We start from the raw sequence: 21,034 nt of genomic DNA, 5'->3' as shown, positions 1-21,034 counted from the left end.
GTTTGCTTGCTCCAATAGCGTAAAGCCGGGGTCAGACCCGACGGGTCTGACCCCAGATTTTTGCCGGCGATTGTTCCTTCTTGCCCCAAGAGAAATCCTATGAAACGCATTATCCCCCGGACTTTGCTGACGCCGGCCGTGGTCGCCGTCTCCGTCATTTCCGTGATCCCGCTGCTGATCACCCTGTATTACGCGTTCGTGCGCTATTCGATGCTCGATCCCAGCGGCCATCCTTTCCATGGCCTGGCCAATTTCCACTTTTTCTTTACGGATGCCTCGTTCCTGCCGGCCCTGCAGAACACGTTTACCCTGCTGTTTTCCGTCATGCTGATCACGGTGGTGCTGGGCACGGCGCTGGGCTTGCTGATCAATGAAGCGTTTCCGGGGCGCGCCGTCGTGCGCGTGCTCTTGATTTCGCCGTTTCTTGTCATGCCGGCCGTGAATGCCCTGATGTGGAAGAACATGCTGCTCAACCCGATCTACGGCCTGTTTGCGCAGATCAGCCTATTCTTTGGCGCCACGCCTGTCGACTGGCTGTCGGCCCACCCCCTGTTTTCCATCATCATGATGGTTTCGTGGCAATGGCTGCCGTTTGCCTGCCTGATCTTCATGACGGCGCTGCAATCGATGGACCGGGAACAGCTGGAAGCGGCGCGCATGGATGGCGCCACGTATCTGCAGCAGTTGCGTTACCTCTACATTCCCCACCTGGGACGCGCCGTCTCGGTGGTGCTGATGATCGAAATGATCTTCTTGCTGTCGATCTTTGCGGAAATCTTTACCACCACGGGCGGCGGTCCCGGCTTCGACACGACCACCATCACCTTCATGATTTACCAGCAGGCACTGCTGTCCTATGACGTGGGAGCGGCCTCGGCCGGCGCCCTGTTCGCCGTGCTCATCGCCAACATCGCCGCCTTCTTCCTGATGCGCGTCATCGGCAAGAATCTGTCGAAATAAGGAGACCTTGATGCATAGCAAACTTAACTTATATGGCCGCACGGCTGCCGCCTGGCTGTTCGCGCTGCTGCTGTTCTTCCCCATCTTCTGGCTGGGCCTGATGGCCTTCAAGACGGAAGGGCAAGCCATTTCCACGCCGCCGCTGCTGTTCTTCACACCCACGCTCGACAGCTTCCGCGAAGTGCTGGCGCGCGACAATTACTTCGGCTATGCGTGGAATTCGCTGTTTACCAGCGTGCTCTCGACGGCCATCGGCCTCCTGATTGCCATCCCGGCCGCGTACTCGATGGCTTTCTTTCCCACGGGCGGCACCATCGGCTTGCTGAAATTCATGCTCAGCTCGCGCTACATGCCCGGCGTGGGCGCCTTGATGCCGATCTATATCTGCTACCAGTACTTCGGCCTGCTCGACACGCGCATCGGCCTGACCATCATGTTCATGCTGATGAATTTGCCCATCATGATCTGGCTGCTGTACACGAGCATGAAGGAGTTGCCGCGCGAAATCCTGGAAGCGTCGCGCATGGATGGCGCCACCGTGTGGGACGAATTCCGCCACGTCGTGCTGCCCCTGTCCGTGGGCGGCATCGCTTCCACGGCCCTCGTGTGCATGGTGTGGTCGTGGAATGAATCGTTCTGGTCGCTGAACCTGGGCGCCTCCAACGCGGGCACCCTGGCCTGGCTCATCGCCTCATATTCGAGCCCGGAAGGCTTGTTCTGGGCGAAATTGTCGGCCGCTTCCCTGATGGCCATCGCACCCATCATGGCGCTCGGCTGGTTCTGCCAGAAACAACTGGTGCAGGGTATGACCTTTGGCGCAGTCAAATAAACTACAGAATAGAGACACACATCATGGCTTACCTTCAACTGAGCAATATCGAGAAATTCTTTGGCGAGCACCGCGCCATCAAGGGCATCGACCTGGAGATCCGGCAGGGCGAATTCGTCGTCTTCGTGGGGCCGTCGGGTTGCGGTAAATCAACCCTGCTGCGCCTGATCGCGGGCCTCGAACCGATCGATGGCGGCAAGCTGTCGCTCGACGGGCGCGACATCACGGCGCTGCCATCATCCAAGCGCGACCTGGCGATGGTGTTCCAGTCGTATGCGCTGTATCCGCACATGACGGTGTTCCAGAACATGTCGTTCGCGCTGAAGCTGGCCGGCGTCGACCCGGCCATCATCCGCGAAAAAGTCGACAAGGCGGCCGCCATCCTCGACCTGGGGAAGTACCTGGAGCGCACGCCCAAAGAATTGTCGGGCGGGCAGCGCCAGCGCGTGGCCATCGGCCGCGCCATCGTGCGCGACCCGAAAGTGTTCTTGTTCGATGAACCGCTGTCCAACCTCGATGCGGCCCTGCGCGTGCAGACGCGCATCGAGATCGCCAAGCTGCACCGCGAACTGGGCGCCACCACCATCTACGTCACGCACGACCAGGTCGAGGCGATGACCCTGGCCGACCGCGTGGTGGTGCTGCGCGACGGGCAGATCGAGCAGCATGGCTCGCCCCTGGAACTGTATGACCGTCCCGCCAATCGCTTCGTCGCGCAATTCATCGGCACGCCCAGCATGAACGTGGTGCCGGCCGACGCGGCGCCGCAGCTGCTGGCGCAGGCGGGCAGCGCGGCGCAACTTGATGGTTTTGTCGGCATCCGCCCCGAGCACGTGCACCTGGGCGCGGCGCAGCCGGGCAGCGTGCCCGTCACCGTCGACCTGGTCGAATCGCTGGGCGTGGAAACCCTCACCTATGTGCGCCTGCCGAACAATGTGCAGGTGGTGTCGCGCGGCGCGGAGCGCAGCAGCCTGCAGCCGGGCCAGCAGACGCACCTGACGTTCGAGCCGGGCTTCGTGCATTATTTCGACCGCGCCGGCAAGACCTACGCGGCGGCGAAAGGAGCGCTGTAATGGACGCCATCGCCTTGAACCAGGCAAACCTGGCAACGCTGCCAGGGAACGTGGCCGTGCCCGCGTATGCGCGCGGCGCGCTCGTGCCCAGCATCGTGCATATCGGCGTGGGCGGTTTTTTTCGCGCCCACCAGGCCGTGTACCTCGACGACTTGCTGGCGCTCCAAGGCCAGGAGCATGCGCAGTGGGGCTATTGCGGCGTGGGCTTGCTGGCGCATGACGCGGCCATGCGCGACGCCATGCAGGCGCAGGATGGCTTGTACACGGTGGTCGAGCGCAGCGCGGCCGGCGATAGCGCGCGCATCATCGGCAGCATCGCCGAATACCTGTATGCGCCCGACGAGCCGCAAGCCGTGCTGGATAAGCTGGCCGACCCTGGCACGCGCATCGTCGCGCTGACCATCACGGAAGGCGGTTATTACGTGAACCAGGGCACGGGCGAGTTTGACGCAGGTCATGCCGACATTGCGTACGAACTGGCGCACCCGGAGGCGCCGCGCTGCTCGTTCGGCTACCTGGCCGCGGCGCTGGCCCTGCGCCACCAGCGTGGCCTGGCACCGTTTACCATCATGTCCTGCGATAACCTGCAAAACAATGGCGACGTGACGCGCAAGATGCTGCTGGCCTTTGTCGCCCTGCGCGACGTGGAGCTGGCGCGCTGGCTGGCCACGCATGGCAGCTTCCCCAACAGCATGGTCGACCGCATCACGCCGGCCACCACGGATGAACACCGGGCGCTCGTGCGCGAGACCTTCGGCATCGTCGACGCCTGGCCCGTCGTGTGCGAGCCGTTCCGCCAGTGGGTCATCGAAGACGAATTCCCGCAGGGCCGGCCGGCCTGGGAGCAGGTGGGCGCGCAGATGACGCACGACGTGCTGCCGTATGAAAAGATGAAGCTGCGCTTGCTCAATGCCAGCCACCAGGCCCTGTGCTACATTGGCATGCAGCTCGGTTACACGTTTGCGCATGAAGCGATGGGTGACCCTGGCATCCGCGCGCTCGTGCGGCGCATGATGGATGACGAAGTCACGCCCTTGCTCGGCGAAGTGGAAGGCATACACCTGGACAGCTACAAAGACACCCTGATCGAGCGCTTCTCGAATCCGGCCGTGCGCGACCAGCTGGCGCGCATCGGCACGGAAGGTTCGGCGCGCATCCCGAAATTCGTGCTGCCGTCCGTGCGCGAAGCGCTGGCCCGGGGCGGCGCCATCACGCTGCTGGCGTTTACCGTGGCGTGTTGGTTCCGCTACCTGGAAGGCCACGACGAGCAGGGACGCGAGATGCCGTTGAACGATCCGTACGCGGTGCGCCTGCGCGCGCTGGCGCTGCAGGGCGGCGCGGACGCCGCGGCGCTGCTGTCCTTGCGCGAGCTGTTCGGCGACCTGAGCGACACACCCGCCTTCACGCAGGCGGTGGGGCAGTCGCTGGCCGGCCTGTATGGGCTGGGCGCGCGCGCGGCGCTGGAACAGATCGTCGCCTGACGGGGGAGGGCGCGCCATGCAACGCAAGGCCGAATATCCGCAACCGCAGATGGAGCTGGAGCAGCAGCGCGACGCCACGCCCGGCTTCGAGCCGAAAGGCAGTTTCGGCTTCATCCGCTACCTGGAGCACGGCTTTCCGAATTCGCTGGTGCGCTGGCATTACCACGACGAGTATGAGCTGCACCTGATCGTCGAGAGCAGCGGCAAGGTGTTTGTCGGCGACTACATCGGCCAGTTCGCACCCGGCCACCTGGTGCTGACGGGGCCGCGCGTGCCGCACAACTGGGTGTCGCTCGGTACGCCGCCGGAAGGCGTGGCCTTGCGCGACATGGTGATCCAGTTTTCGCATGCGCCGCTGGCGTCGATGGCTACCGCCATGCCCGAGTTGAAGGATATTTTCCCGCTGCTGCAGCGCGCCCTGCACGGCGTGGAATTCTTTGGCGTCAGCGAACAGTCGCTGCGGCGTTTCCAGCGCATCCGCGACAGCAGCGGCTTGCCGCGCCTGATCGAATTTTTGAGCCTGCTGGGCGAACTGGCGCAGACCAGCGACTACCAGCTGCTGTCGACGGTGCCCATGCAGTCGAGCGACGACGACGTGGCCCTGGCGCGCATCAGCTCCGCCATCAACTTCATCGTGCACAATTACAGCAGCCAATTCTCGCTGAAACAGCTGGCCGAGCAGGTGGACATGCCCGAGCGGACGTTTTCGCGCTTCTTTCGCCACGCCACGGGCAACAGCTTCACGGACTTCGTCAACCGCCTGCGCATCAACAAGGCGTGTCAGCTGCTGATGGAGACGGAGCGCTATGTCAGCAACATCTGCTACGAGGCGGGATTCAACAACGTGGCCAATTTCAACCGGCGCTTCCTGGAATTGAAGGGCATGACGCCGAAGGAGTTTCGCCAGCAGGCGCTGGGCCGTTTTGGCGAGTGAGGCTTTTTGAGGTACATTGGATGGCACAGGCGGGGACAGCCTGGGAGAGACGAGCATGGAACACCTGTGGCAGAAGGACAGCGAGCGCAAGGCGCCCGAACTGGAACGCGAAAGCTATGACGGCATCATCAATTACCTGGAACACGGCTATCCCAGCTCGCGCGTGCGCTGGCACTGCCACGAGGAATACGAGCTGCACCTGATCGTCGCCACCAGCGGGCGATTGTTCGTGGGCGACTATATCGGCGAGTTTTCGCCCGGCCACCTGGTGCTGACGGGCCCGCGCCTGCCGCACAACTGGATTTCCAACGTGATGCCGGAAGGCGGCGTGGCCCTGCGCGACATGATCGTGCAATTCGCCCACGCGCCGCTGGCAGGCGCCGCGCGCGTCATTCCCGAATTGCGCGAGCTGTTGCCGCTGCTGGAGCGCTCCAGCTATGGCGTGGAGTTTTTCGACATGGGCGCGGAAGCGGAGCGGCACCTGGCGCGCATCCGCGTCACGCATGGCGCCGAGCGCTTCGCCGAATTCGTGCAACTGATGAGCAAACTGGCGCGCACGGCCAATTACCGCTTGCTGTCGAGCGCCTCCCTGCGTTCGTACGACGACGATGCGACTCTGGCCAAGGTGAATTCCGTCCTCAACTACATCACGGACAATTACCGCGAGCCGATTTCGGCGGAAATGCTGGCCGAGCAGGTGGGCATGTCGCTGAGCAAATTCTCGCGCTTCTTCCGCAAGGCGACGGGTAACAGTTTTACGGATTTCATCAGCCGGCTGCGCATCAACAAGGCGTGCCAGCTGCTGATGGATACGGACCAGTATGTGTCGAACGTCTGCTACGACGTGGGTTTCCAGAACGTGGCCAATTTCAACCGCCGCTTCCTGCAGGTGAAGGGCGTCACGCCGAAGGAATTCCGGCGTCAGGCCGATGGCCGTTTTGGCGGCATCGGCGGGCCCGTGGCGGATATGCCACAGGCCTAGCCGCTGTCATTGCCTTGTCACTTTGATTAGTTATGCTCCACGGCTACTCCACCCACCTTAGCCGAGGAATGCATGAATACTGCCGTAACGCCGATCCCGAAACTGACCCTGTTGGCCATCGCCGCCGGCCTGGCCCTGGCCGCGTGCGGCGGCAGCGACAATCCGCCGGCGGAGCCTTCCAAGCCCGTGGCGCAGACGGGCGTGTTCCTGGACGGCGCGGTGGAAGGACTCGATTACGTGGCGGGCAGCGCGGCCAAGGCCAGCACCAATGCCAAGGGCGAATTCGTTTGCAATCCGGGCGAGACGGTGGCCTTCAGCGTGGGCGGCCTGGCCCTGGGCTCGGCGCCGTGCGGCGCCGTCGTCACGCCGCTGGCGCTGGCCGCCAGCACCAACGTGGCGGACGACAAGGTCGTCAACCGCCTGCTGGCGCTGCAATTGCTGGACGATGACAGCGATCCGTCGAACGGCATCAGGCTGACGGCCGAAGTGAAGGCTGCGCTGGCCGGCAAGACCCTGGACTTCGCCGCCGCCCCGGCAGCTTTCAACGCGGCCCTGGCCGCGCATCTGGCAACGGTGGGCACAAAATTCGCCGGCCGCACGGTCGATGCGGAGCGCCGCGCCCTCGTGCGCGAGCATTTCGAAGACACCCTGGCCTCGAAGGCGGGCGCACCCGTCAACGAAGCGCTGACGCAAGCCAATCCGGTGGGCGAAGTGAAAGTGACCGTGACGCGCTACCAGATCCAGGCGGCCGATAAATTCTACGTGCCGTACGAAGGTGCGAACGCGAAGATCAAGGGCGAATTCCCGAACGGCTTCCTGCCGTCGTACGGCTCGGGCCTGGCCTACAAGGGCAAGAATGCGGCCGGCGACCTGGAATTCTATGGCTTGACGGACCGCGGCCCGAACGGCGACGGCCCGCTGGTGCCCGATCCCTCGGGCAAGGGCACCATCGGCAGCAAGATCTTCCCGTCGCCCAGTTTTACCCCGTCGTTCGGCGTGATCACGGTGGGCAAGAACGGCGCCGTGCTGGCGTCGAGCACGCCGATCAAGGTGTCGGCTGCCGTCAACAGCTCGGGCTTGCCCGTGCCCGTGGGCGCGGTCGGCAATTCGGCCGAGATTCCCGTCATGGATGCGATGAAGTTCGACGCCGCCGGCAAGGCCGTCTTCAATGCGGGCGGCCTCGATTCGGAAGCCATCGTCGTCGATGCGAAGCGCAATGCGCTGTGGGTATCGGACGAATACGGCCCGTTCATCATCAAGATCGATGCGGCCACGGGCGTCATCCAGGCCAAGTACGAGCCGGGCAAGGGCTTGCCGGCGCTGTTCGCCAAGCGCCGCGCGAACCGCGGCATGGAAGGCATGACCCTCGACACGAGCAACGACAAGCTGTACGCCTTCCTGCAAAGCCCCTTGAGCGACGGCACGGCCATGTATTCGGTGACGAAGAAGGCGGAGCAGGTGGAGCGCTTCGCCCGCTTCACGCGCTGGATCGAATTCGACCCGGTGACGGGCACCAGCGGCAAGATGTATGCGTATCCGCTCAATGCGGCCGACTACCAGGATGGCCGCACGGGCAACGCCAAGCTGGGCGACATGGTGGCGCTGGGCGGCGGCAAGTTCCTCGTCATCGAGCAGGGCGCCGCGCCGTCGGGCAAGGTCTTCAACAAGCTGATGCTGGTCGAATTGAAGGGCGCCACGGACATTTCCGCCGCCGCCTTCAATGCGACGACGTCCGACCTGGAAAAGAGCAGCATGGGCGGCGCTGGCGTCAACGGCGCCGACTGGGCCGCCGTCACGCCGCTGAAGAAAACCCTGCTGCTGGACTTGAACGCCATCGGCTGGGCGGCGGAAAAGGCGGAAGGACTGACCCTGATCGACGATTCCACCATCGCGCTGGCCAACGACAATGACTTCGGCCTGAAGACGAAGATCTTTGACGCGAATGGCGTGGAAGTCGATGGCGCCGACGTCACCAAGTGCACGGTCGACGCCAACGGCACCATCGTCACGAGCAGCGCCGCCGGCTGCAATGCCGCCAACACCATCCGCGTGGCGCGTGGCGACGACCGCGAGCGTCCTAGCCGCTTGTGGATCGTGAAGTTCGCCAAGGCGCTCAATACGTATTGATGGCGTATTGATTTGGCTTAATTGATGGATGAAAAAAAGCCGCACAGTGCGAACTGTGCGGCTTTTTTACGCTGGAACAGGCTTATTTTTTAGTGTAGGTATTGAGCCAATCGAGCACCGTGTGATGCCACAGCAGCGAATTGGCCGGTTTCAGCACCCAGTGGTTCTCGTCCGGGAAGACCAGCAGCTTGCTCGGGATGCCCTGGCGCTGCAGTGCCGTGAAGGTACCCAGGCCTTGCGCGGTAGGGATGCGGAAATCCAGGTCGCCCTGTACCACCAGCATCGGCGTCTTCCAGTTTTTCACGAAGTTGACGGGGTTGAACTGTTCGTGCTTGGCCGGCGCGTCGTAGTACGGGCCGCCGTTTTCCCACTCGGTGAACCACAGTTCTTCCGTCGCGTAAGCCATGCCGCGGTTGTCGAACACGCCGTCGTGGTTGACCAGGCACTTGAAGCCGTCCGGCCAGTTACCGGCGATCCAGTTCATCATGTAGCCGCCGTAGGACGCGCCCAGCGCGCAGCTGCGCTCGCGGTCCAGCCATGGGAACTTCTTGGTGGCCGCTTCCAGGCCCTTCTGCAAGTCGACCAGCGGCTTGCCGCCCCAGTCGCCGCTGATGGAATCCGTGAATTTCTGGCCATAACCGGTGGAACCGTGGAAGTCGATGAAGACGGTGGCGTAACCGGCGCCCGCATACACTTGCGGGTTCCAGCGGTAGCTCCAGCTATTGCCAAAGCTGCCTTGCGGGCCGCCGTGCACCAAAAAGGCGACCGGATACTTTTCGCCGGCCTTGGCATTCCATGGCTTCATGACGTGGCCGTAGACGGTTTCGCCATTCGCGCCCGCGAACGAGAACTGTTCATATTCGCCGAAACGCACGTCGGCCAGGGCCGCCGCATTCTGCTTCGTCAGCTGCACCATCGGCGCGTTTTCCGACTTCGCATCGAGCTTGCGCGTGTACAGCTGCGCGCCCGAGGCCAGGTTGGCTTGCGCCAGCACGATGGTATTGCCGCGCACGTCGAAGTCGCCCACGGCGCCCTTGCCCGTCAGCGCAGCGACCTTGCCGCTGGCCGCGTCGATGTGGAACAAGCGGTGCTGGCCCACGTCATCGGCGGCGACGAGGAACGCCTTGCTGTCCGGCGTCCAGCGGAAGTCGGCCACGGAACGGTCCCAGTCATCGGCCAGGGTGCGTTTCTTGCCGGTGGCGACATCCATCAGCACCAGATGAAAACGGTCCGCTTCGAAGCCCGGCTTGGTCATGGCGACATAGGCCAGGGTGCGGCCATCGGGCGAATACGTGGCTTTCGCATCCCAGGCCGGATTGTCGGCCGTGAGGTTGCGCGGCGCCTGGCCGCCGGCGGCAGGAATCGTGTAGACGTCGAAGTTGGTCGACCACGATTCCGTGCGGCCGGCCACGCGCACGGAGAAGGCCACCGTCTTGCCGTCCGGGCTGAAGTGGTATTCGCCATTGTCGCCGAACGGCTTCGAGGGCGCGTCGCCGTCGAGGGTGCCGCTCAGGCTCACGGGCGCGGCGCTGACCTTGCCCGTGGCGTCGATGGGCGCCGAGTACAGCGCGTTGCGGCGGCCATCGGCCCAGGTATCCCAGTGGCGCACGAACATCTGGTCGTAGACCATGCCGCTGGCCTTGTTTTTGGCTTTGTCATCGAGGCGCTTCTTCGTGCAGGCGAGGTCCGCGCAATCGAGGAAGACGCCCATGCTGAAGGCCAGGCGGTCGCCCTGCGGCGACAGGCGGTAGGTGTCGACGTCCAGCGCCAGGTCGGTGACCTTGGCCGCTTCGCCGCCGTTCAGGGGCAGCTGCCACACTTGCGAGGAGCCGGAGCGGCCGGACAGGAAGTAGATGGCGTCGCCGTTCGGCGACCATTGCGGATCACTGGCGCTGGCATCGCCGCGCGTGAGCTGGCGCGGCGCGGCGTTCGGCGCGCGCAGGTCGATCATCCACAGCTGTGTGTTGCCGCGGTTTTTGTCCAGGTTGGTGGTGCGCACCGTGTAGACGACGCGCGTGGCGTCCGGCGACAGCACGGGGCTACCCACGCGCTCCATGGCAACCATGTCTTCCACGGTGAAACCGCGCGGCGCAGCCAGGGCAGGTTCTGCAGCGACGGCGGCGGCGGTGGTGGCCATGGCGGCACTGAATGCTCCCAAGAGCAGCAGACGTAAACTCATTCAAACTCCCGATTCTTATGACGACGTTATCGATATGGTATTGACGTGGCCGGCTGTACCGCCGGCAGCCCGACATCATAGCAATAAAGACGCGCTTGCTGCGGGAGTTGACCGCCGGTTAGCCGGCCGGCAGTGCCAGTTGGTCGAGCGCCACGTGGCCCAGGAAGCCGCCCTGGCTGACGGCCGGCAAGCCGTCCTCGATGGCGTGGGCAAAGCGGATGCCGGGGTCCTGTTCCAGCGCCGCCAGCACGCGTGCCGTGTCCGGATAGTCTGCCAGGCGCGCCAGCTGCAGCGGTTCGGCCCAGCGCGCCGTGGCGGCCAGGTAGGTGTCGGCGATGGTGGGGGCGGTATCGGAAGCGAGCCAGGTGCGGCCGGCGAGCAGGCGCTCCAGGTGCGCCAGGCTTTTGTTGACCTTCTCGACGGCCATCTCGCGCCAGACGGCCGCGCGCGCGTCGGTTTCCGGCGCGCGCGCGGCCTGGAAGGCGGGCATGAAGGCTGCGTGGAAGGTCGTGTGCAAAAAGGAGAGCACGCTGTTCAGGCGGTCGTAGTCCGGCGTGCCCTGCGCAAAGCCCAGGCCGCTATTGGGTGCGCGCGCGGCGATGTGCAGCAGGATCGCCATGCTTTCCAGCAGCGGCGCGCCCGCGTGCGTGAGCAGGGCGGGCGTCTGGCCCAGGGGATTGATGGCGAGAAAGGCGGGATGCTGCTTGCTGGCCGGGTCGCGCGCTTCCACGCGGGCAAGTTGGTACGGCAGGCCGCTCCATTCGAGGGCGGCGATGGCGGCAAACGAGCAGCCGAACGGCACGCTGTAGATCAGGGCGGTTTCCATGCTGGAGCTCCGGTGAGATAAAAGAAGGGCAGTCTAATCGTGATGGTTACTATTTGGAAGAAGGCAGAATAATGTGGTATAGGTACATTTTTTATACCAGGTGGGAAGCCAACCATGAAAGACAATGTCTCCGGCTGCGCCGTGGAAGAAGCCATGCGATTGCTGGGCGGGCGCTGGCGCATCGTGCTGCTCAGCTATCTGATGGCGGGGCCGAAGCGCTTCAGCGAAATCCGCCGCGCCGTGCCGAATATCTCGCAGCGCATGCTGACCCTGGACTTGCGCGCGCTGGAAGAGGCGGGCTTGCTGACGCGTACGGTCTATGCGGAAGTGCCCGTGAAAGTGGAATACCGGCTGACGGACGAGGGCTTGCGCTTGCGGGAGCTGGTCGAGATGCTGCGCGCCATCGGCTTGCGCCTGCGCGGACAGGCGGACGGGGGCGGCGCCTTTCTCGCGCCCGATGGCGACGATCATTCTCAATAGAAACAACTGTCTTTATGCAAAGTGCTAGACTGCCGGCCTTTGCTCACTACTCTCGATACCCATGCGCCTGACTTCCCTTGCCCTGACCGCCGCCGCCCTGTTTGCCGCCTTGCCGGCCCAGGCGGCCACCATGCCGACGCTCGAACAAATCCACGCCGCCGTGCAGGTGGGCGTGGCCAAGACCCGGGCCAAAATGCAATCGACTGTGACGGTACCGATCGCCGTCAAGGTCACCAGCTTGACCGGCTGCCAGGATTCGCAGGAAGTGCCGGGCGAAGTGGTGTGCCTGGTCGCCATGAGCGGGGGCATGCGCGATGCTTTCATGGTGCTGCCGTTGCGCAACGAGAACGGTACCTGGGTGGGCGTCGAGCGCAAGGATGCCAAGTTCGCGGGACCGTCGCCGGCCGAGGCGCAAGCGATGATACGCGCCTGGGCCAAGGAAGAAGTGGCGCGCAATCCGGAAGCGGCCAAGGATGTGCAGATGCAGGAAGCGCAGAGCACCATGCAGGTCAAGGCCATCAACGAGTGCGAGGTCAAGCGCAAGACGGGCTATCTGGTCTGCGATACGGAATTGAGCGTGCCGAGCCGTCCGGAAGCCATCAAGACGGAACTGACCTTCATGCTGGAAAACGCCAACTGGCGCTACGTGCCGCGCTAAGCCGCCGCGTTGTTTGCCGCCGGGACAGTCACGCTGTTCCGGCACCGTTCCCGCCATTCCCCTGCGGCCACGCTGCCGCCTGCAATATTTGCAGATTCGCAAGGCAATTTCGCCAGTGAAAATTGCCGATTTGAATTAATAATTAGATATTAAAATTAATGTATCGGTGCAGATTGCCGCCGGCTTCCTGCCGCCTTGCATTTGCCCGCTTCCCCGTGCCTGCACGGGCTACCTTTGAGGATGTGACCATGCGACTCAATCTTCCCGTCAGCGATACCGAAATCAACCTGAGCGATACCGAGACCATCGTCTCGACTACCGACTTGCAAGGCAATATCACCTATGCCAACCCGTATTTCATCGCCGTCAGCGGTTACAGCGCGGAAGAATTGATCGGTGCGCCGCAGAACATCCTGCGCCATCCGGACATGCCGGTCGAAGCGTTTGCCGATTTCTGGGCCACCATCCGTTCGGGGCGCTCTTGGAGCGGCATGGTGAAAAACCGCTGCAAGAATGGCGATTACTACTGGGTGCTGGCGAACGTGACGCCGGTGGTGGAAGACGGCGTGGCCGTCGGCTACATGTCCGTGCGCACCAAGCCCACGCGCCAGCAGGTGGCGCAGGCCTCGGCCCTGTACGCGCGCATCAAGGCGGGGCAGGCCGACGGCATCGTCATCAGCCAGGGCGCGGCCGTGCGGACTGACTGGCTGGCCAGGTTCGCGCGCCTGCGTGACTTGCCGCTGGGCAAGCGAATCGGCTGGAATCTGGGCTTGCTGAGCCTGGTATTGCTGCTGCAACTGGCGTGGAATGCGGGCGTGCTGCCGGCCGGCGCGGCCGGCTGGCTGACGGGCTTGTCCGTGGCGGCCTTGGGCGCGACCCTGTATTTCTGGCACAGCCTGCACCGCGCCGTGCTGCAACCGTTGCAGCAGGCGCGCCAGGCTTGCGACGTGATGGCGGGCGGCGACCTGACGGGCGAGCTCGACACCACGCGGCGCGACGAAATGGGGCAACTGCTGCGCTCCCTGCGCCAGTTGCGCGTAAACTTGCATTCCATCGTCGGCGACGTGCGCGGCAATTTCTTGCGTATCAGCATGGCCAGCCAGGAAATCGCCGCCGGCAATATGGACTTGTCGGGCCGTACGGAAGCGCAGGCGTCGGCCCTGCAGCAGACGGCGTCGAGCATGGAGCAGCTGGCGGCCACGGTGCAGCAAAACAGCGGCAACGCCGTGCAGGCCAGCGACATGGCGGGCAAGGTCCACGGCCTGGCCGGGCGCGGCGGCGAGATCGTCGGTCAGATGGTGAGCATGATGGCCGATATTGACGCTTCATCGAAGAAGATCGGCGACATTACGGGCATTATCGAAGGCATCGCCTTCCAGACGAATATCCTGGCCCTGAACGCGGCCGTGGAAGCGGCGCGCGCCGGCGACCAGGGGCGGGGTTTTGCCGTCGTGGCGGGCGAAGTGCGCAGCCTGGCTCATCGCAGCGCGGCGGCGGCCACGGAAATCAAGCAATTGATCACGGCGTCGTTGGCGCAGGTGCAGGCGGGCGCGAAGCTGGCGCAGCAGGCGGGCGCCAGCAGCGCCGAAATGCTGGGCGCCGTGCAGGGCGTGCACGGCATCATGGAAGAGATCGCCTCCGCTTCGCGCGAGCAAAGCCACGGCATCGGCCAGGTCAACATGGCCGTCACGCAGATGGATGAAGTGACGCAGCAGAACGCGGCGCTGGTGGAGGAATCGGCGGCCGCCTCGGCGTCGCTGCAAGACCAGACCTTGCAGCTGGAGCAGGCGATGGCCTTGTTCAAGCTGGAACGGCGGCGCGGCGGCCAGGCAGGCTCCGCCACGCCCCCGCGCACGGGGGAGCGCCGCCGTGCTACAGCAGCCGCTCTGACAACGCCTTGAAGGGCACCTTGGGCACGAGAAAGGCAAACGGCTGGGACACGGGCGGCAACTGCGCCAGCAAGCCGCAGTCGGCACGCAAGGCCGTCAGCGCTTGTACTTGATCCAGATCAACGGGCAAGTCGATTTCGCCGAAGACCAGCTTGCCGTTGCGCGGCACGTGCGCGATGGCCGCATCCTGGCAGGCGAGGAAGGCGACGGCGTCGCGCCAGTTGCCGAACAGCGCTTGCCAGCCGGCATCGAGGACATGGTCGGTCACGATGTCCGCCTGCACGTCCAGCGATGGCGCGCTGCCGGCGCCGCTGGCAATGCTGCAGCGGGCTTGCGTGGCCGTGACTTCCAGCGTCAGGCCGGCGGCCAGGTGGGTCGGCAAGATGTCGCTGAAGAGCCGCGTGCCCAGCGCATGCGGCAAGCTGTCCATGATGTTTTTCAGAAAGTACACGCAGGGCACTGCCGGCGCGCCCGCTGGCGTGTGGTCCAGATATACACGCCAGTTGCTTTGCAACGGAGACGGCAGCATCCGGCGCAGGGGGCCGAGCAGGGCCGGGCCGAAGTGTCCGTGACGGTAGGTCAGCACGGTAAATGGCGTCTTGCCGTCGCGCTGCCACAGGGTCACGCCGGGGGGCAGCAGTTGCTGCGCGGCAGCGGCGTCGACGAGCCAGCTCACGTAGACGACGTCGCGCACGTCGCTGTGCAGGGTCAGGAAGGGCAGGCGGGACATGATCGCCTGGCGTGCGTTGGCAAAGCGCGTGGAATTGGCGAGCGCGGCAAACAGGCGCCCCGGCCAGCCCGCGCGCGGGTGGCGGTAAGTGTTGTCTTGCAATTAGGAACTTTCGGGGTAGATACCGGGGGAATACGCTGATGCAAAAGCGCCCGTCCACATCATCGCGAGCGGCAGCGATGTGTGGCCGAGACGCGCAGCTGTGCTGGAGCACAGCGAGCATCGCAGGCCGCACAGGGCGCCGCGCAGCCGATGTGGGCGGGCGTCACTGTTATTGCATGTGCCAGCCGTGGCTGACAACGATCGACTGGCCGCTCAGGGCGTTCGACGGGAAGGCGGCCAGGAAGACGGCCGTTTGCGCCACGTCTTGCGTGGTGGTGAATTCGCCGTCGATGGTGTCTTTCAGCATGACTTTCTTGATCACGTCTTCTTCGCTGATGTTCAGCTGGGCCGCCTGTTCGGGGATTTGCTTGTCGACCAGCGGTGTGCGCACGAAGCCGGGGCAGATGACGTTGGCGCGGATGCCATCCTTGGCGCCTTCCTTGGCCACCACCTTGGCCAGGCCCAGCAAGCCGTGCTTGGCGGCAACGTAGGCGCTCTTGAACGGCGAGCCTTCGTGCGAGTGCACGGAACCCATGTAGATGATGGCGCCGCCGCGGCCCGCCTTGATCATTTCGCGCATGCAGGCGCGCGTGGTGAGGAAGGCGCCGTCCATGTGAATGGCCAGCATCTTTTTCCATTGATCGAACGGGTAGTCGACGACGGGGCTGATGATCTGGATGCCCGCATTGCTGATCAGGATATCGATGCCGCCGAAGTGGGCAGCGGCATCGGCCACGCCCTTGTCCACTTGTTCTTCGCTGGAGACATCCATGGCGACGGCAAACGCCTGGCCGCCCGACTGCTTGATTTCCTCTGCCGTCTTGCTGGCCGCTTCCAGGGCCAGGTCGGCGATGACGACCTTGGCGCCTTGTTTCGCGTATTCAATAGCCATTTCCTTGCCGATACCACTGGCGGCGCCGGTAATCAGTGCGACTTTGTCTTTGAGTTGCATATTAATCCTTTGCATTGCGGGTTGGAGTGATCGTGGAAAACCTGACTATGCCAGTATAGCCAGAAAACGTGCCGCGCATGCCCCGCGCACGCCTATGGGGCTTGCTGCCGGTCAAGTTGTCTCTCTTGTATTTCCTGCAAGCGCCAGGCGCCGGGATTGGTACCCGCCCAAGTGCGGAACGCGTGATTGAACGCGCTTTGCTCCTGGTAGCCGAGCAGGAAGGCGATATCGACCAGCGACAAATCCGGCGCGCGCAGATAATCGCGCGCCAGGCCGTATCGGGCCTGGTCCAGCAGGGCCTGGAAGCTGGTGCCCGCGTCGGCCAGCTTGCGCTGCAGGGTGCGCGGCGTGACGGCCAAGGTGGCGGCAACGGTGGCCAGCCGCGCCGACCCGTGGCGCAAGCCCGCGACGATGGCCGCGTGGACTTGCGCGTCGATGGCGCCGCCAGTGTCGTTTTCAGCCTGGCGCTGCGCCAGCAGTTGTTCCGCATGCTGGCACAGCACGGGGTACAGGCTGACGTCGGCGTTCGGCACGGGCCAGTTCAGCAATTGCGCATCGAAGGTGGCCGTGTTGGCGGGGGCGTTGAAGGCGGGCAGGCTGCCCAGCACGCGCACATATTCGTCGCGGTGCGCCGCGTGGCGCAGCAGGTCGCCGCCGCCATCGTGCGTGAACGCCAGGCGGGCCGGCGGCAGCGGCATGCCCGCCAGCCAGTCGCCGCACACGCGGATGCCGGCGAAGACGCTGTCGACCAGGTGCCGGCTGGCGCCCGGGTAATTGCTTGTCCAGCGGTAGTGCGCGACGGCGCCGTCGCGCTGCAGGGTCGAGCGGCCCAGGTCGTGCGCCAGCCGTTCATAGCGGGCCGTCTGTTCCAGTGCCTGGCCCACGTTGCTGCAACTGAGCAATATCAAACCGTAGGCGCTGTAGGTGCCCATGCGCACGCGCTGGCCCACGTGCAGGCCGAAATGCGCATCGCCCGCCAGTTGCGCGCCCGCATCGAGCAGGCGCACGTAGTCGCGCGCGGCCAGGCTGGCTGCGGACGCTTCCAGGCTGTGCGGCGCCACGCCGGCCGCCTGCGCCAGGGCGGCAACGGGGATGCCGTGCGCGCTGGCCGCTTCCAGCAGCGGCTGCAGATAGGCGCCGGCGACCCGGCCTTCAGTGCTTGTCATGATGGAACAATGCGATTGTCATGAAAAACCAATACCCTTGGCCTGTGGCGGCATATGCTGTTGAACAGGCAAGAACAGTATAGCAAGCCGCCGTGGCGCGCAACTGGCCGAACACAGGGGATGTCGATGCAACGCTGGAATGGCTGGGGAGACGAGAGCATCACGTATGCGCTGAGCGAGGACGCGCTGGCCTTCCTGGGCGAGCGCCTGGGGCCGGGCAGCGCCATCGACGACGCCACCTTCGACGACGCCTGCGCGCGGGTGCCTGCTTCGCGCCTGGCGCCGCATCCGCTGATCGACACCCTGCCTGCCACGCGCGTGCGCCATGCGCTCGGCCAAAGCCTGCCCGACTGGTTCAAATTGCGCCATGGCCGCATCGGCGCCGTGCCCGATGGCGTGGCCTTTCCCGACAGCGCGCTGCAGGTGCGCCAGTTGCTCGCGTATGCGCGCCAGGCGTGCGTGGCCGTCATCCCGCACGGCGGCGGCACCAGCGTGGCCGGGCATCTGACGGTGGCGGCGGGACCGCGCCCCGTGCTGGCGCTCAGCCTCGTGCGCCTGTGCGCGCTGGGCCACCTGGACCGCGAGGCGCAGCTGGCCACGTTCGGCGCGGGCGTGTATGGCCCCGACCTGGAAGCGCAGTTGCGCGCGCATGGCTACACCCTGGGCCACTATCCGCAATCGTTCGAGTATTCGACGCTGGGCGGCTGGATCGCCACGCGCTCGTCGGGCCAGCAATCGCTGCGCTATGGCCGCATCGAGCAGCTGTTTGCGGGCGGCGAAGTGGAAACGCCGGCCGGCACCCTGAGCATCCCCACGTTTCCCGCTTCGGCGGCCGGCATCGACCTGCGCGAAATGGTGCTCGGCTCCGAGGGCCGGCTGGGCATCGTGACGCAGGCGACGGTGCGCGTCTCGCCGCTGCCGCCGTATGAAGCATTCCACGCCGTGTTTTTCGCCGACTGGGGCCAGGCGCAAGCGGCCGTGCGGGCGCTGGCCCAGTCGCGCCTTCCGCTGTGCATGCTGCGCCTGTCGAATGCGCTCGAAACGCAGACCATGCTGACCCTGGCCGGGCACAAGAAGCTGGTGGGACTGCTGGAGCGCTATCTGTCGCTGCGCGGCTGCGGCGAAGGCAAGTGCATGCTGATGCTGGGCGTCAGCGGCGAAACCGGGCCGGCGCGCGCGGCCCTGCGCGGCGCCCTGGCGCTGGCGCGGCGGCACAAGGGCGTGCACGTGGGGCGGCACATGGGCGACAAATGGAAGCAGGGGCGCTTTCGCAACGTCTACCTGCGCAACGGCGCGTGGGAACACGGCTATGTCATCGATACGGTGGAAACGGCCGTCGACTGGCCGCGCGTCACGGCGATGATGGCGGCGCTGGAGCAGGCGGGCACCAAAGCGCTGGCGCGGCATGGCGAGCAAGTGCATGCGTACACGCATTTGTCGCACGTGTACGCGCAGGGCGCCAGCGTCTACACCACATATGTGTACCGGCTGGCGCCCACCTTCGAGGAAAACATGGCGCGCTGGCGCAATCTGAAGGATGCGGCCAGCGCCGCCATCGTCGCCCATGGCGGCACCATCAGCCACCAGCATGGCGTGGGCACGGATCACGCGCCATGGCTGGCGGCGGAAAAGGGAGAGCTGGGCATCGCCGCCATGCGCGCGCTGCTGCGCCAGTTCGACCCGCAGGGCATGATGAATCCCGGCAAACTGCTGCCTGAAGCGGGAGGCGGCTTGTGAACGCGGCCCCGCGCAGGGTGGATTTGCCTGACGTCCTGGCGCGCGAGTGGGACATCTTGATCGTCGGCGGCGGCATCACGGGCGCCGGCATCCTGCTGGAAGCGGCGCGGCGCGGCTTGACGGCGCTGCTGGTGGAGCAGCGCGATTTCGCCTGGGGCACGTCGAGCCGCTCCTCGAAGCTGGTGCACGGCGGCTTGCGCTACCTGAAGCAGGGACAGTTCGCGCTGACGCGCGAGTCGGTGCATGAGCGGCAAGCCTTGCTGACGGATGCGGCGGGGCTGGTCGAGCCGCAGGGCTTTGCCTTTGGCGATTACACGGGCCGGAAGCCGGGCCGGCGCCAGTTCATGCTGGGCCTGGCCATCTATGACGTGATGGCGGGCCGGCGCGCGCGCCGCTATGTCGATGCGGCGGATTTCGCCATGCTGGCGCCGCATGTCAACCGCGATGGACTGCGGGGCGGCATGTTGTACCAGGACGCCAAGACGGACGATGCGCGCCTGGTGCTACGCGTGCTGCAGGAGGCGCGCCGCCATGGCGGCGTGGCCGTCAATTACCTGGGCGTGGCATCGCTGCTGCGTGACGATGGCAAGGTCGCCGGCGCCACCTTGAACGATGCGGTCGATGGCAGGGCACTCACAGTGCGCGCGCGCCTGGTGATCAGCGCCACGGGCGCCTGGGCCGACGGCTTGCGCGGCCAGGTGGGAGAACAGCCGAAACTGCGGCCCCTGCGCGGCAGCCATCTGCTGCTGCCGGCCTGGCGTTTGCCGCTGGCGCAAGCCGTCAGCCTGATGCACCCGCGCGATGGCCGCCCCGTGTTTGCGTATCCCTGGGAGGGCGTGACCCTGGTGGGCACCACCGATGTCGACCATGGCGCCAGCCTGGACCTGGAGCCGGCCATCACGCGCGGCGAACTCGATTATCTGCTGGCGGCGCTGCGCTGGCAGTTTCCGCAGCTGGCGCTGGGCGAAGACGATGTGCTGGCCACGTTTGCCGGCGTGCGCCCCGTGATCGACAGCGGCCAGCTTGACCCGTCGAAGGAAGCGCGCGAACATGCGCTATGGCTGGAAAACGGCTTGCTGACGGTGGCGGGCGGAAAATTGACGACGTTTCGCGTGATCGCCCTCGACGCCTTGCGCCGCGCCGCGCCGCTGCTGCCGGGCTGGCAGGCGGATTTGCGCCCCTTGCCGATCTTTGACCCGTCGCCGCCCTTGTCGGGCAAGGCCTTGGCGCTCGATGGCGAGCAGCGCGCACGCCTGCTGGGCCGTCATGGCGCGGCCGCGCAAGCGCTGTGCGATGCGGCGCAGGAGGGCGAACTGGCGCCGGTTCCCGGCACGCAGACTTTATGGGCGCAGCTGCGCTGGGGTGCGCGCAACGAGGACGTGCAGCACCTGGACGACTTGCTGCTGCGGCGCACGCGCCTCGGTTTGCAGCTGGCCGGCGGCGCGCTTGCTATCATACCGCGCCTGCGCGCCATCTGCCAGCAGGAACTGGGCTGGGACGATGTGCGCTGGGAGGAAGAGCAGCAGCGCTACCTGGCCCTGTGGCGCCGCCATTACAGCGTGCCGCAAGGCGCATGAAGCAACGATAAAAACTATAAAAGAGGAGAACATCATCGAGACCACCCTGTTTGGCCAGCCCCTGGCGCTGGGCGACGCCCGCATCACCTACGACAGCCTGTCGCCGCTGGACTTGCGCCAGCCCGTGGATGCCCTCGCCGACGATCTGGGCGAAGACCTGCTGCAAATCACGTGCGCGAATGGCGACATCGTCGACGTGGGCTGGTATCCGGCCTGGAATGCGCAGGGACGCTTGCGCGTGGTGGCCGTGCGGGGACAGGACTGGGACGCGCCCGTGTTCAGCGCGCAGCCAGACAAGGATCCGCAGGCGCTGCTGCAGGCGCTGCGCGCCGCGCTGGCCAGCGTGGGCTGA

General features: G+C 65.3%; 18 protein-coding genes. 13 read left to right on the top strand and 5 right to left on the bottom strand.

The window, feature by feature from the left end:
* Nucleotides 1-99 precede the first annotated feature (99 nt).
* The 7 genes from VPH40_RS20235 to VPH40_RS20205 all read left to right on the top strand — a co-directional run bounded on the left by VPH40_RS20235 (nt 100) and on the right by VPH40_RS20205 (nt 8,386).
* Nucleotides 100-960, top strand: a complete 861-nt coding sequence (locus tag VPH40_RS20235; RefSeq protein ID WP_099664783.1) for a carbohydrate ABC transporter permease — start codon at nt 100-102, stop codon at nt 958-960.
* A 10-nt stretch (nt 961-970) separates the two neighbouring features.
* Nucleotides 971-1,789, top strand: a complete 819-nt coding sequence (locus VPH40_RS20230) for a carbohydrate ABC transporter permease (protein WP_034777945.1) — start codon at nt 971-973, stop codon at nt 1,787-1,789.
* 23 nt (nt 1,790-1,812) lie between these two features.
* On the top strand, nt 1,813-2,862 hold the full coding sequence (locus VPH40_RS20225; protein ID WP_328574338.1) for an ABC transporter ATP-binding protein: 1,050 nt from the start codon (nt 1,813-1,815) through the stop codon (nt 2,860-2,862).
* Nucleotides 2,862-4,343 carry a mannitol dehydrogenase family protein gene (locus tag VPH40_RS20220; protein WP_328574337.1) on the top strand — a complete coding sequence of 494 codons (1,482 nt, stop codon included), beginning with the start codon at nt 2,862-2,864 and terminating at the stop codon, nt 4,341-4,343. Before VPH40_RS20225 ends, VPH40_RS20220 begins: the two co-directional genes overlap by 1 nt.
* Nucleotides 4,344-4,359: 16 nt before the next feature.
* Entirely contained in the window at nt 4,360-5,277 is a 918-nt protein-coding gene (locus tag VPH40_RS20215) for an AraC family transcriptional regulator (RefSeq protein WP_328574336.1), read from the top strand.
* A 55-nt stretch (nt 5,278-5,332) separates the two neighbouring features.
* Entirely contained in the window at nt 5,333-6,259 is a 927-nt protein-coding gene (locus tag VPH40_RS20210) for a helix-turn-helix domain-containing protein (protein ID WP_099664779.1), read from the top strand.
* 72 nt (nt 6,260-6,331) lie between these two features.
* On the top strand, nt 6,332-8,386 hold the full coding sequence (locus VPH40_RS20205; protein ID WP_328574335.1) for an esterase-like activity of phytase family protein: 2,055 nt from the start codon (nt 6,332-6,334) through the stop codon (nt 8,384-8,386).
* Nucleotides 8,387-8,468: 82 nt separating this feature from the next.
* Here VPH40_RS20205 and VPH40_RS20200 read toward each other — a convergent pair whose 3' ends face one another.
* The gene (locus tag VPH40_RS20200; RefSeq protein WP_442906668.1) at nt 8,469-10,565 is read right to left on the bottom strand and encodes a prolyl oligopeptidase family serine peptidase; all 2,097 of its coding nucleotides are present in this window, start codon (nt 10,563-10,565) and stop codon (nt 8,469-8,471) included.
* Nucleotides 10,566-10,683: 118 nt separating this feature from the next.
* Nucleotides 10,684-11,391, bottom strand: coding sequence for a glutathione S-transferase family protein (locus VPH40_RS20195; protein WP_328574334.1), 708 nt, complete (start codon nt 11,389-11,391; stop codon nt 10,684-10,686).
* A 114-nt stretch (nt 11,392-11,505) separates the two neighbouring features.
* On the opposite strand from VPH40_RS20195, the gene VPH40_RS20190 reads away from it, so the two are divergent.
* From VPH40_RS20190 to VPH40_RS20180, 3 genes are all read left to right on the top strand, one after another.
* A complete protein-coding gene (locus tag VPH40_RS20190) occupies nt 11,506-11,871 on the top strand; it encodes a winged helix-turn-helix transcriptional regulator (RefSeq protein WP_289899165.1) in 366 nt (121 codons plus the stop codon).
* Between the two features lie 61 nt (nt 11,872-11,932).
* The gene (locus tag VPH40_RS20185) at nt 11,933-12,529 is read left to right on the top strand and encodes a hypothetical protein (RefSeq protein ID WP_099380592.1); all 597 of its coding nucleotides are present in this window, start codon (nt 11,933-11,935) and stop codon (nt 12,527-12,529) included.
* A gap of 248 nt (nt 12,530-12,777) precedes the next feature.
* Nucleotides 12,778-14,430, top strand: coding sequence for a methyl-accepting chemotaxis protein (locus VPH40_RS20180; protein ID WP_328574333.1), 1,653 nt, complete (start codon nt 12,778-12,780; stop codon nt 14,428-14,430).
* On the opposite strand, the gene VPH40_RS20175 is transcribed toward VPH40_RS20180, so the two are convergent.
* The 3 genes from VPH40_RS20175 to VPH40_RS20165 all read right to left on the bottom strand — a co-directional run bounded on the left by VPH40_RS20175 (nt 14,402) and on the right by VPH40_RS20165 (nt 17,368).
* The gene (locus tag VPH40_RS20175; protein WP_328574332.1) at nt 14,402-15,250 is read right to left on the bottom strand and encodes a DUF2071 domain-containing protein; all 849 of its coding nucleotides are present in this window, start codon (nt 15,248-15,250) and stop codon (nt 14,402-14,404) included. The two genes, VPH40_RS20180 and VPH40_RS20175, sit on opposite strands and share 29 nt — an antisense overlap.
* Before the next feature lie 169 nt (nt 15,251-15,419).
* Complete coding sequence (locus VPH40_RS20170) at nt 15,420-16,202, bottom strand: 3-hydroxybutyrate dehydrogenase (protein WP_034777971.1); 783 nt, start codon at nt 16,200-16,202, stop codon at nt 15,420-15,422.
* A gap of 92 nt (nt 16,203-16,294) precedes the next feature.
* Complete coding sequence (locus tag VPH40_RS20165) at nt 16,295-17,368, bottom strand: AraC family transcriptional regulator (RefSeq protein WP_328574331.1); 1,074 nt, start codon at nt 17,366-17,368, stop codon at nt 16,295-16,297.
* Between the two features lie 126 nt (nt 17,369-17,494).
* On the opposite strand from VPH40_RS20165, the gene VPH40_RS20160 reads away from it, so the two are divergent.
* Genes VPH40_RS20160 through VPH40_RS20150 form a run of 3 tightly spaced genes read left to right on the top strand, consistent with a single transcriptional unit; the run spans nt 17,495 to nt 21,034 of the window.
* Nucleotides 17,495-19,105 (top strand): FAD-binding oxidoreductase, encoded by a 1,611-nt coding sequence (locus VPH40_RS20160; RefSeq protein ID WP_328574330.1) that lies wholly within the window; start codon nt 17,495-17,497, stop codon nt 19,103-19,105.
* Nucleotides 19,102-20,682: a glycerol-3-phosphate dehydrogenase/oxidase gene (locus tag VPH40_RS20155; protein ID WP_328574329.1), complete on the top strand. Its 1,581-nt coding sequence runs from the start codon at nt 19,102-19,104 to the stop codon at nt 20,680-20,682. Before VPH40_RS20160 ends, VPH40_RS20155 begins: the two co-directional genes overlap by 4 nt.
* A complete protein-coding gene (locus VPH40_RS20150; RefSeq protein ID WP_251351890.1) occupies nt 20,606-21,034 on the top strand; it encodes a hypothetical protein in 429 nt (142 codons plus the stop codon). The genes VPH40_RS20155 and VPH40_RS20150 overlap by 77 nt, the downstream gene beginning before the upstream one ends.

Origin of the sequence: Janthinobacterium sp. P210005 (assembly GCF_036231865.1) — a bacterium.
Classification (GTDB): domain Bacteria; phylum Pseudomonadota; class Gammaproteobacteria; order Burkholderiales; family Burkholderiaceae_D; genus Janthinobacterium; species Janthinobacterium kumbetense.
Note: the sequence above shows the minus strand (reverse complement) of the source record. Positions and strands in the feature narration are given on the sequence as shown.

Coding starts and splice junctions, on each gene's coding strand:
- VPH40_RS20235 (WP_099664783.1), top strand. CDS start 100: ATGAAACGCATTATCCCCCGGACTTTGCTGACGCCGGCCGTGGTCGCC.
- VPH40_RS20230 (WP_034777945.1), top strand. CDS start 971: ATGCATAGCAAACTTAACTTATATGGCCGCACGGCTGCCGCCTGGCTG.
- VPH40_RS20225 (WP_328574338.1), top strand. CDS start 1,813: ATGGCTTACCTTCAACTGAGCAATATCGAGAAATTCTTTGGCGAGCAC.
- VPH40_RS20220 (WP_328574337.1), top strand. CDS start 2,862: ATGGACGCCATCGCCTTGAACCAGGCAAACCTGGCAACGCTGCCAGGG.
- VPH40_RS20215 (WP_328574336.1), top strand. CDS start 4,360: ATGCAACGCAAGGCCGAATATCCGCAACCGCAGATGGAGCTGGAGCAG.
- VPH40_RS20210 (WP_099664779.1), top strand. CDS start 5,333: ATGGAACACCTGTGGCAGAAGGACAGCGAGCGCAAGGCGCCCGAACTG.
- VPH40_RS20205 (WP_328574335.1), top strand. CDS start 6,332: ATGAATACTGCCGTAACGCCGATCCCGAAACTGACCCTGTTGGCCATC.
- VPH40_RS20200 (WP_442906668.1), bottom strand. CDS start 10,565: ATGAGTTTACGTCTGCTGCTCTTGGGAGCATTCAGTGCCGCCATGGCC.
- VPH40_RS20195 (WP_328574334.1), bottom strand. CDS start 11,391: ATGGAAACCGCCCTGATCTACAGCGTGCCGTTCGGCTGCTCGTTTGCC.
- VPH40_RS20190 (WP_289899165.1), top strand. CDS start 11,506: ATGAAAGACAATGTCTCCGGCTGCGCCGTGGAAGAAGCCATGCGATTG.
- VPH40_RS20185 (WP_099380592.1), top strand. CDS start 11,933: ATGCGCCTGACTTCCCTTGCCCTGACCGCCGCCGCCCTGTTTGCCGCC.
- VPH40_RS20180 (WP_328574333.1), top strand. CDS start 12,778: ATGCGACTCAATCTTCCCGTCAGCGATACCGAAATCAACCTGAGCGAT.
- VPH40_RS20170 (WP_034777971.1), bottom strand. CDS start 16,202: ATGCAACTCAAAGACAAAGTCGCACTGATTACCGGCGCCGCCAGTGGT.
- VPH40_RS20165 (WP_328574331.1), bottom strand. CDS start 17,368: ATGACAAGCACTGAAGGCCGGGTCGCCGGCGCCTATCTGCAGCCGCTG.
- VPH40_RS20160 (WP_328574330.1), top strand. CDS start 17,495: ATGCAACGCTGGAATGGCTGGGGAGACGAGAGCATCACGTATGCGCTG.
- VPH40_RS20150 (WP_251351890.1), top strand. CDS start 20,606: ATGTGCGCTGGGAGGAAGAGCAGCAGCGCTACCTGGCCCTGTGGCGCC.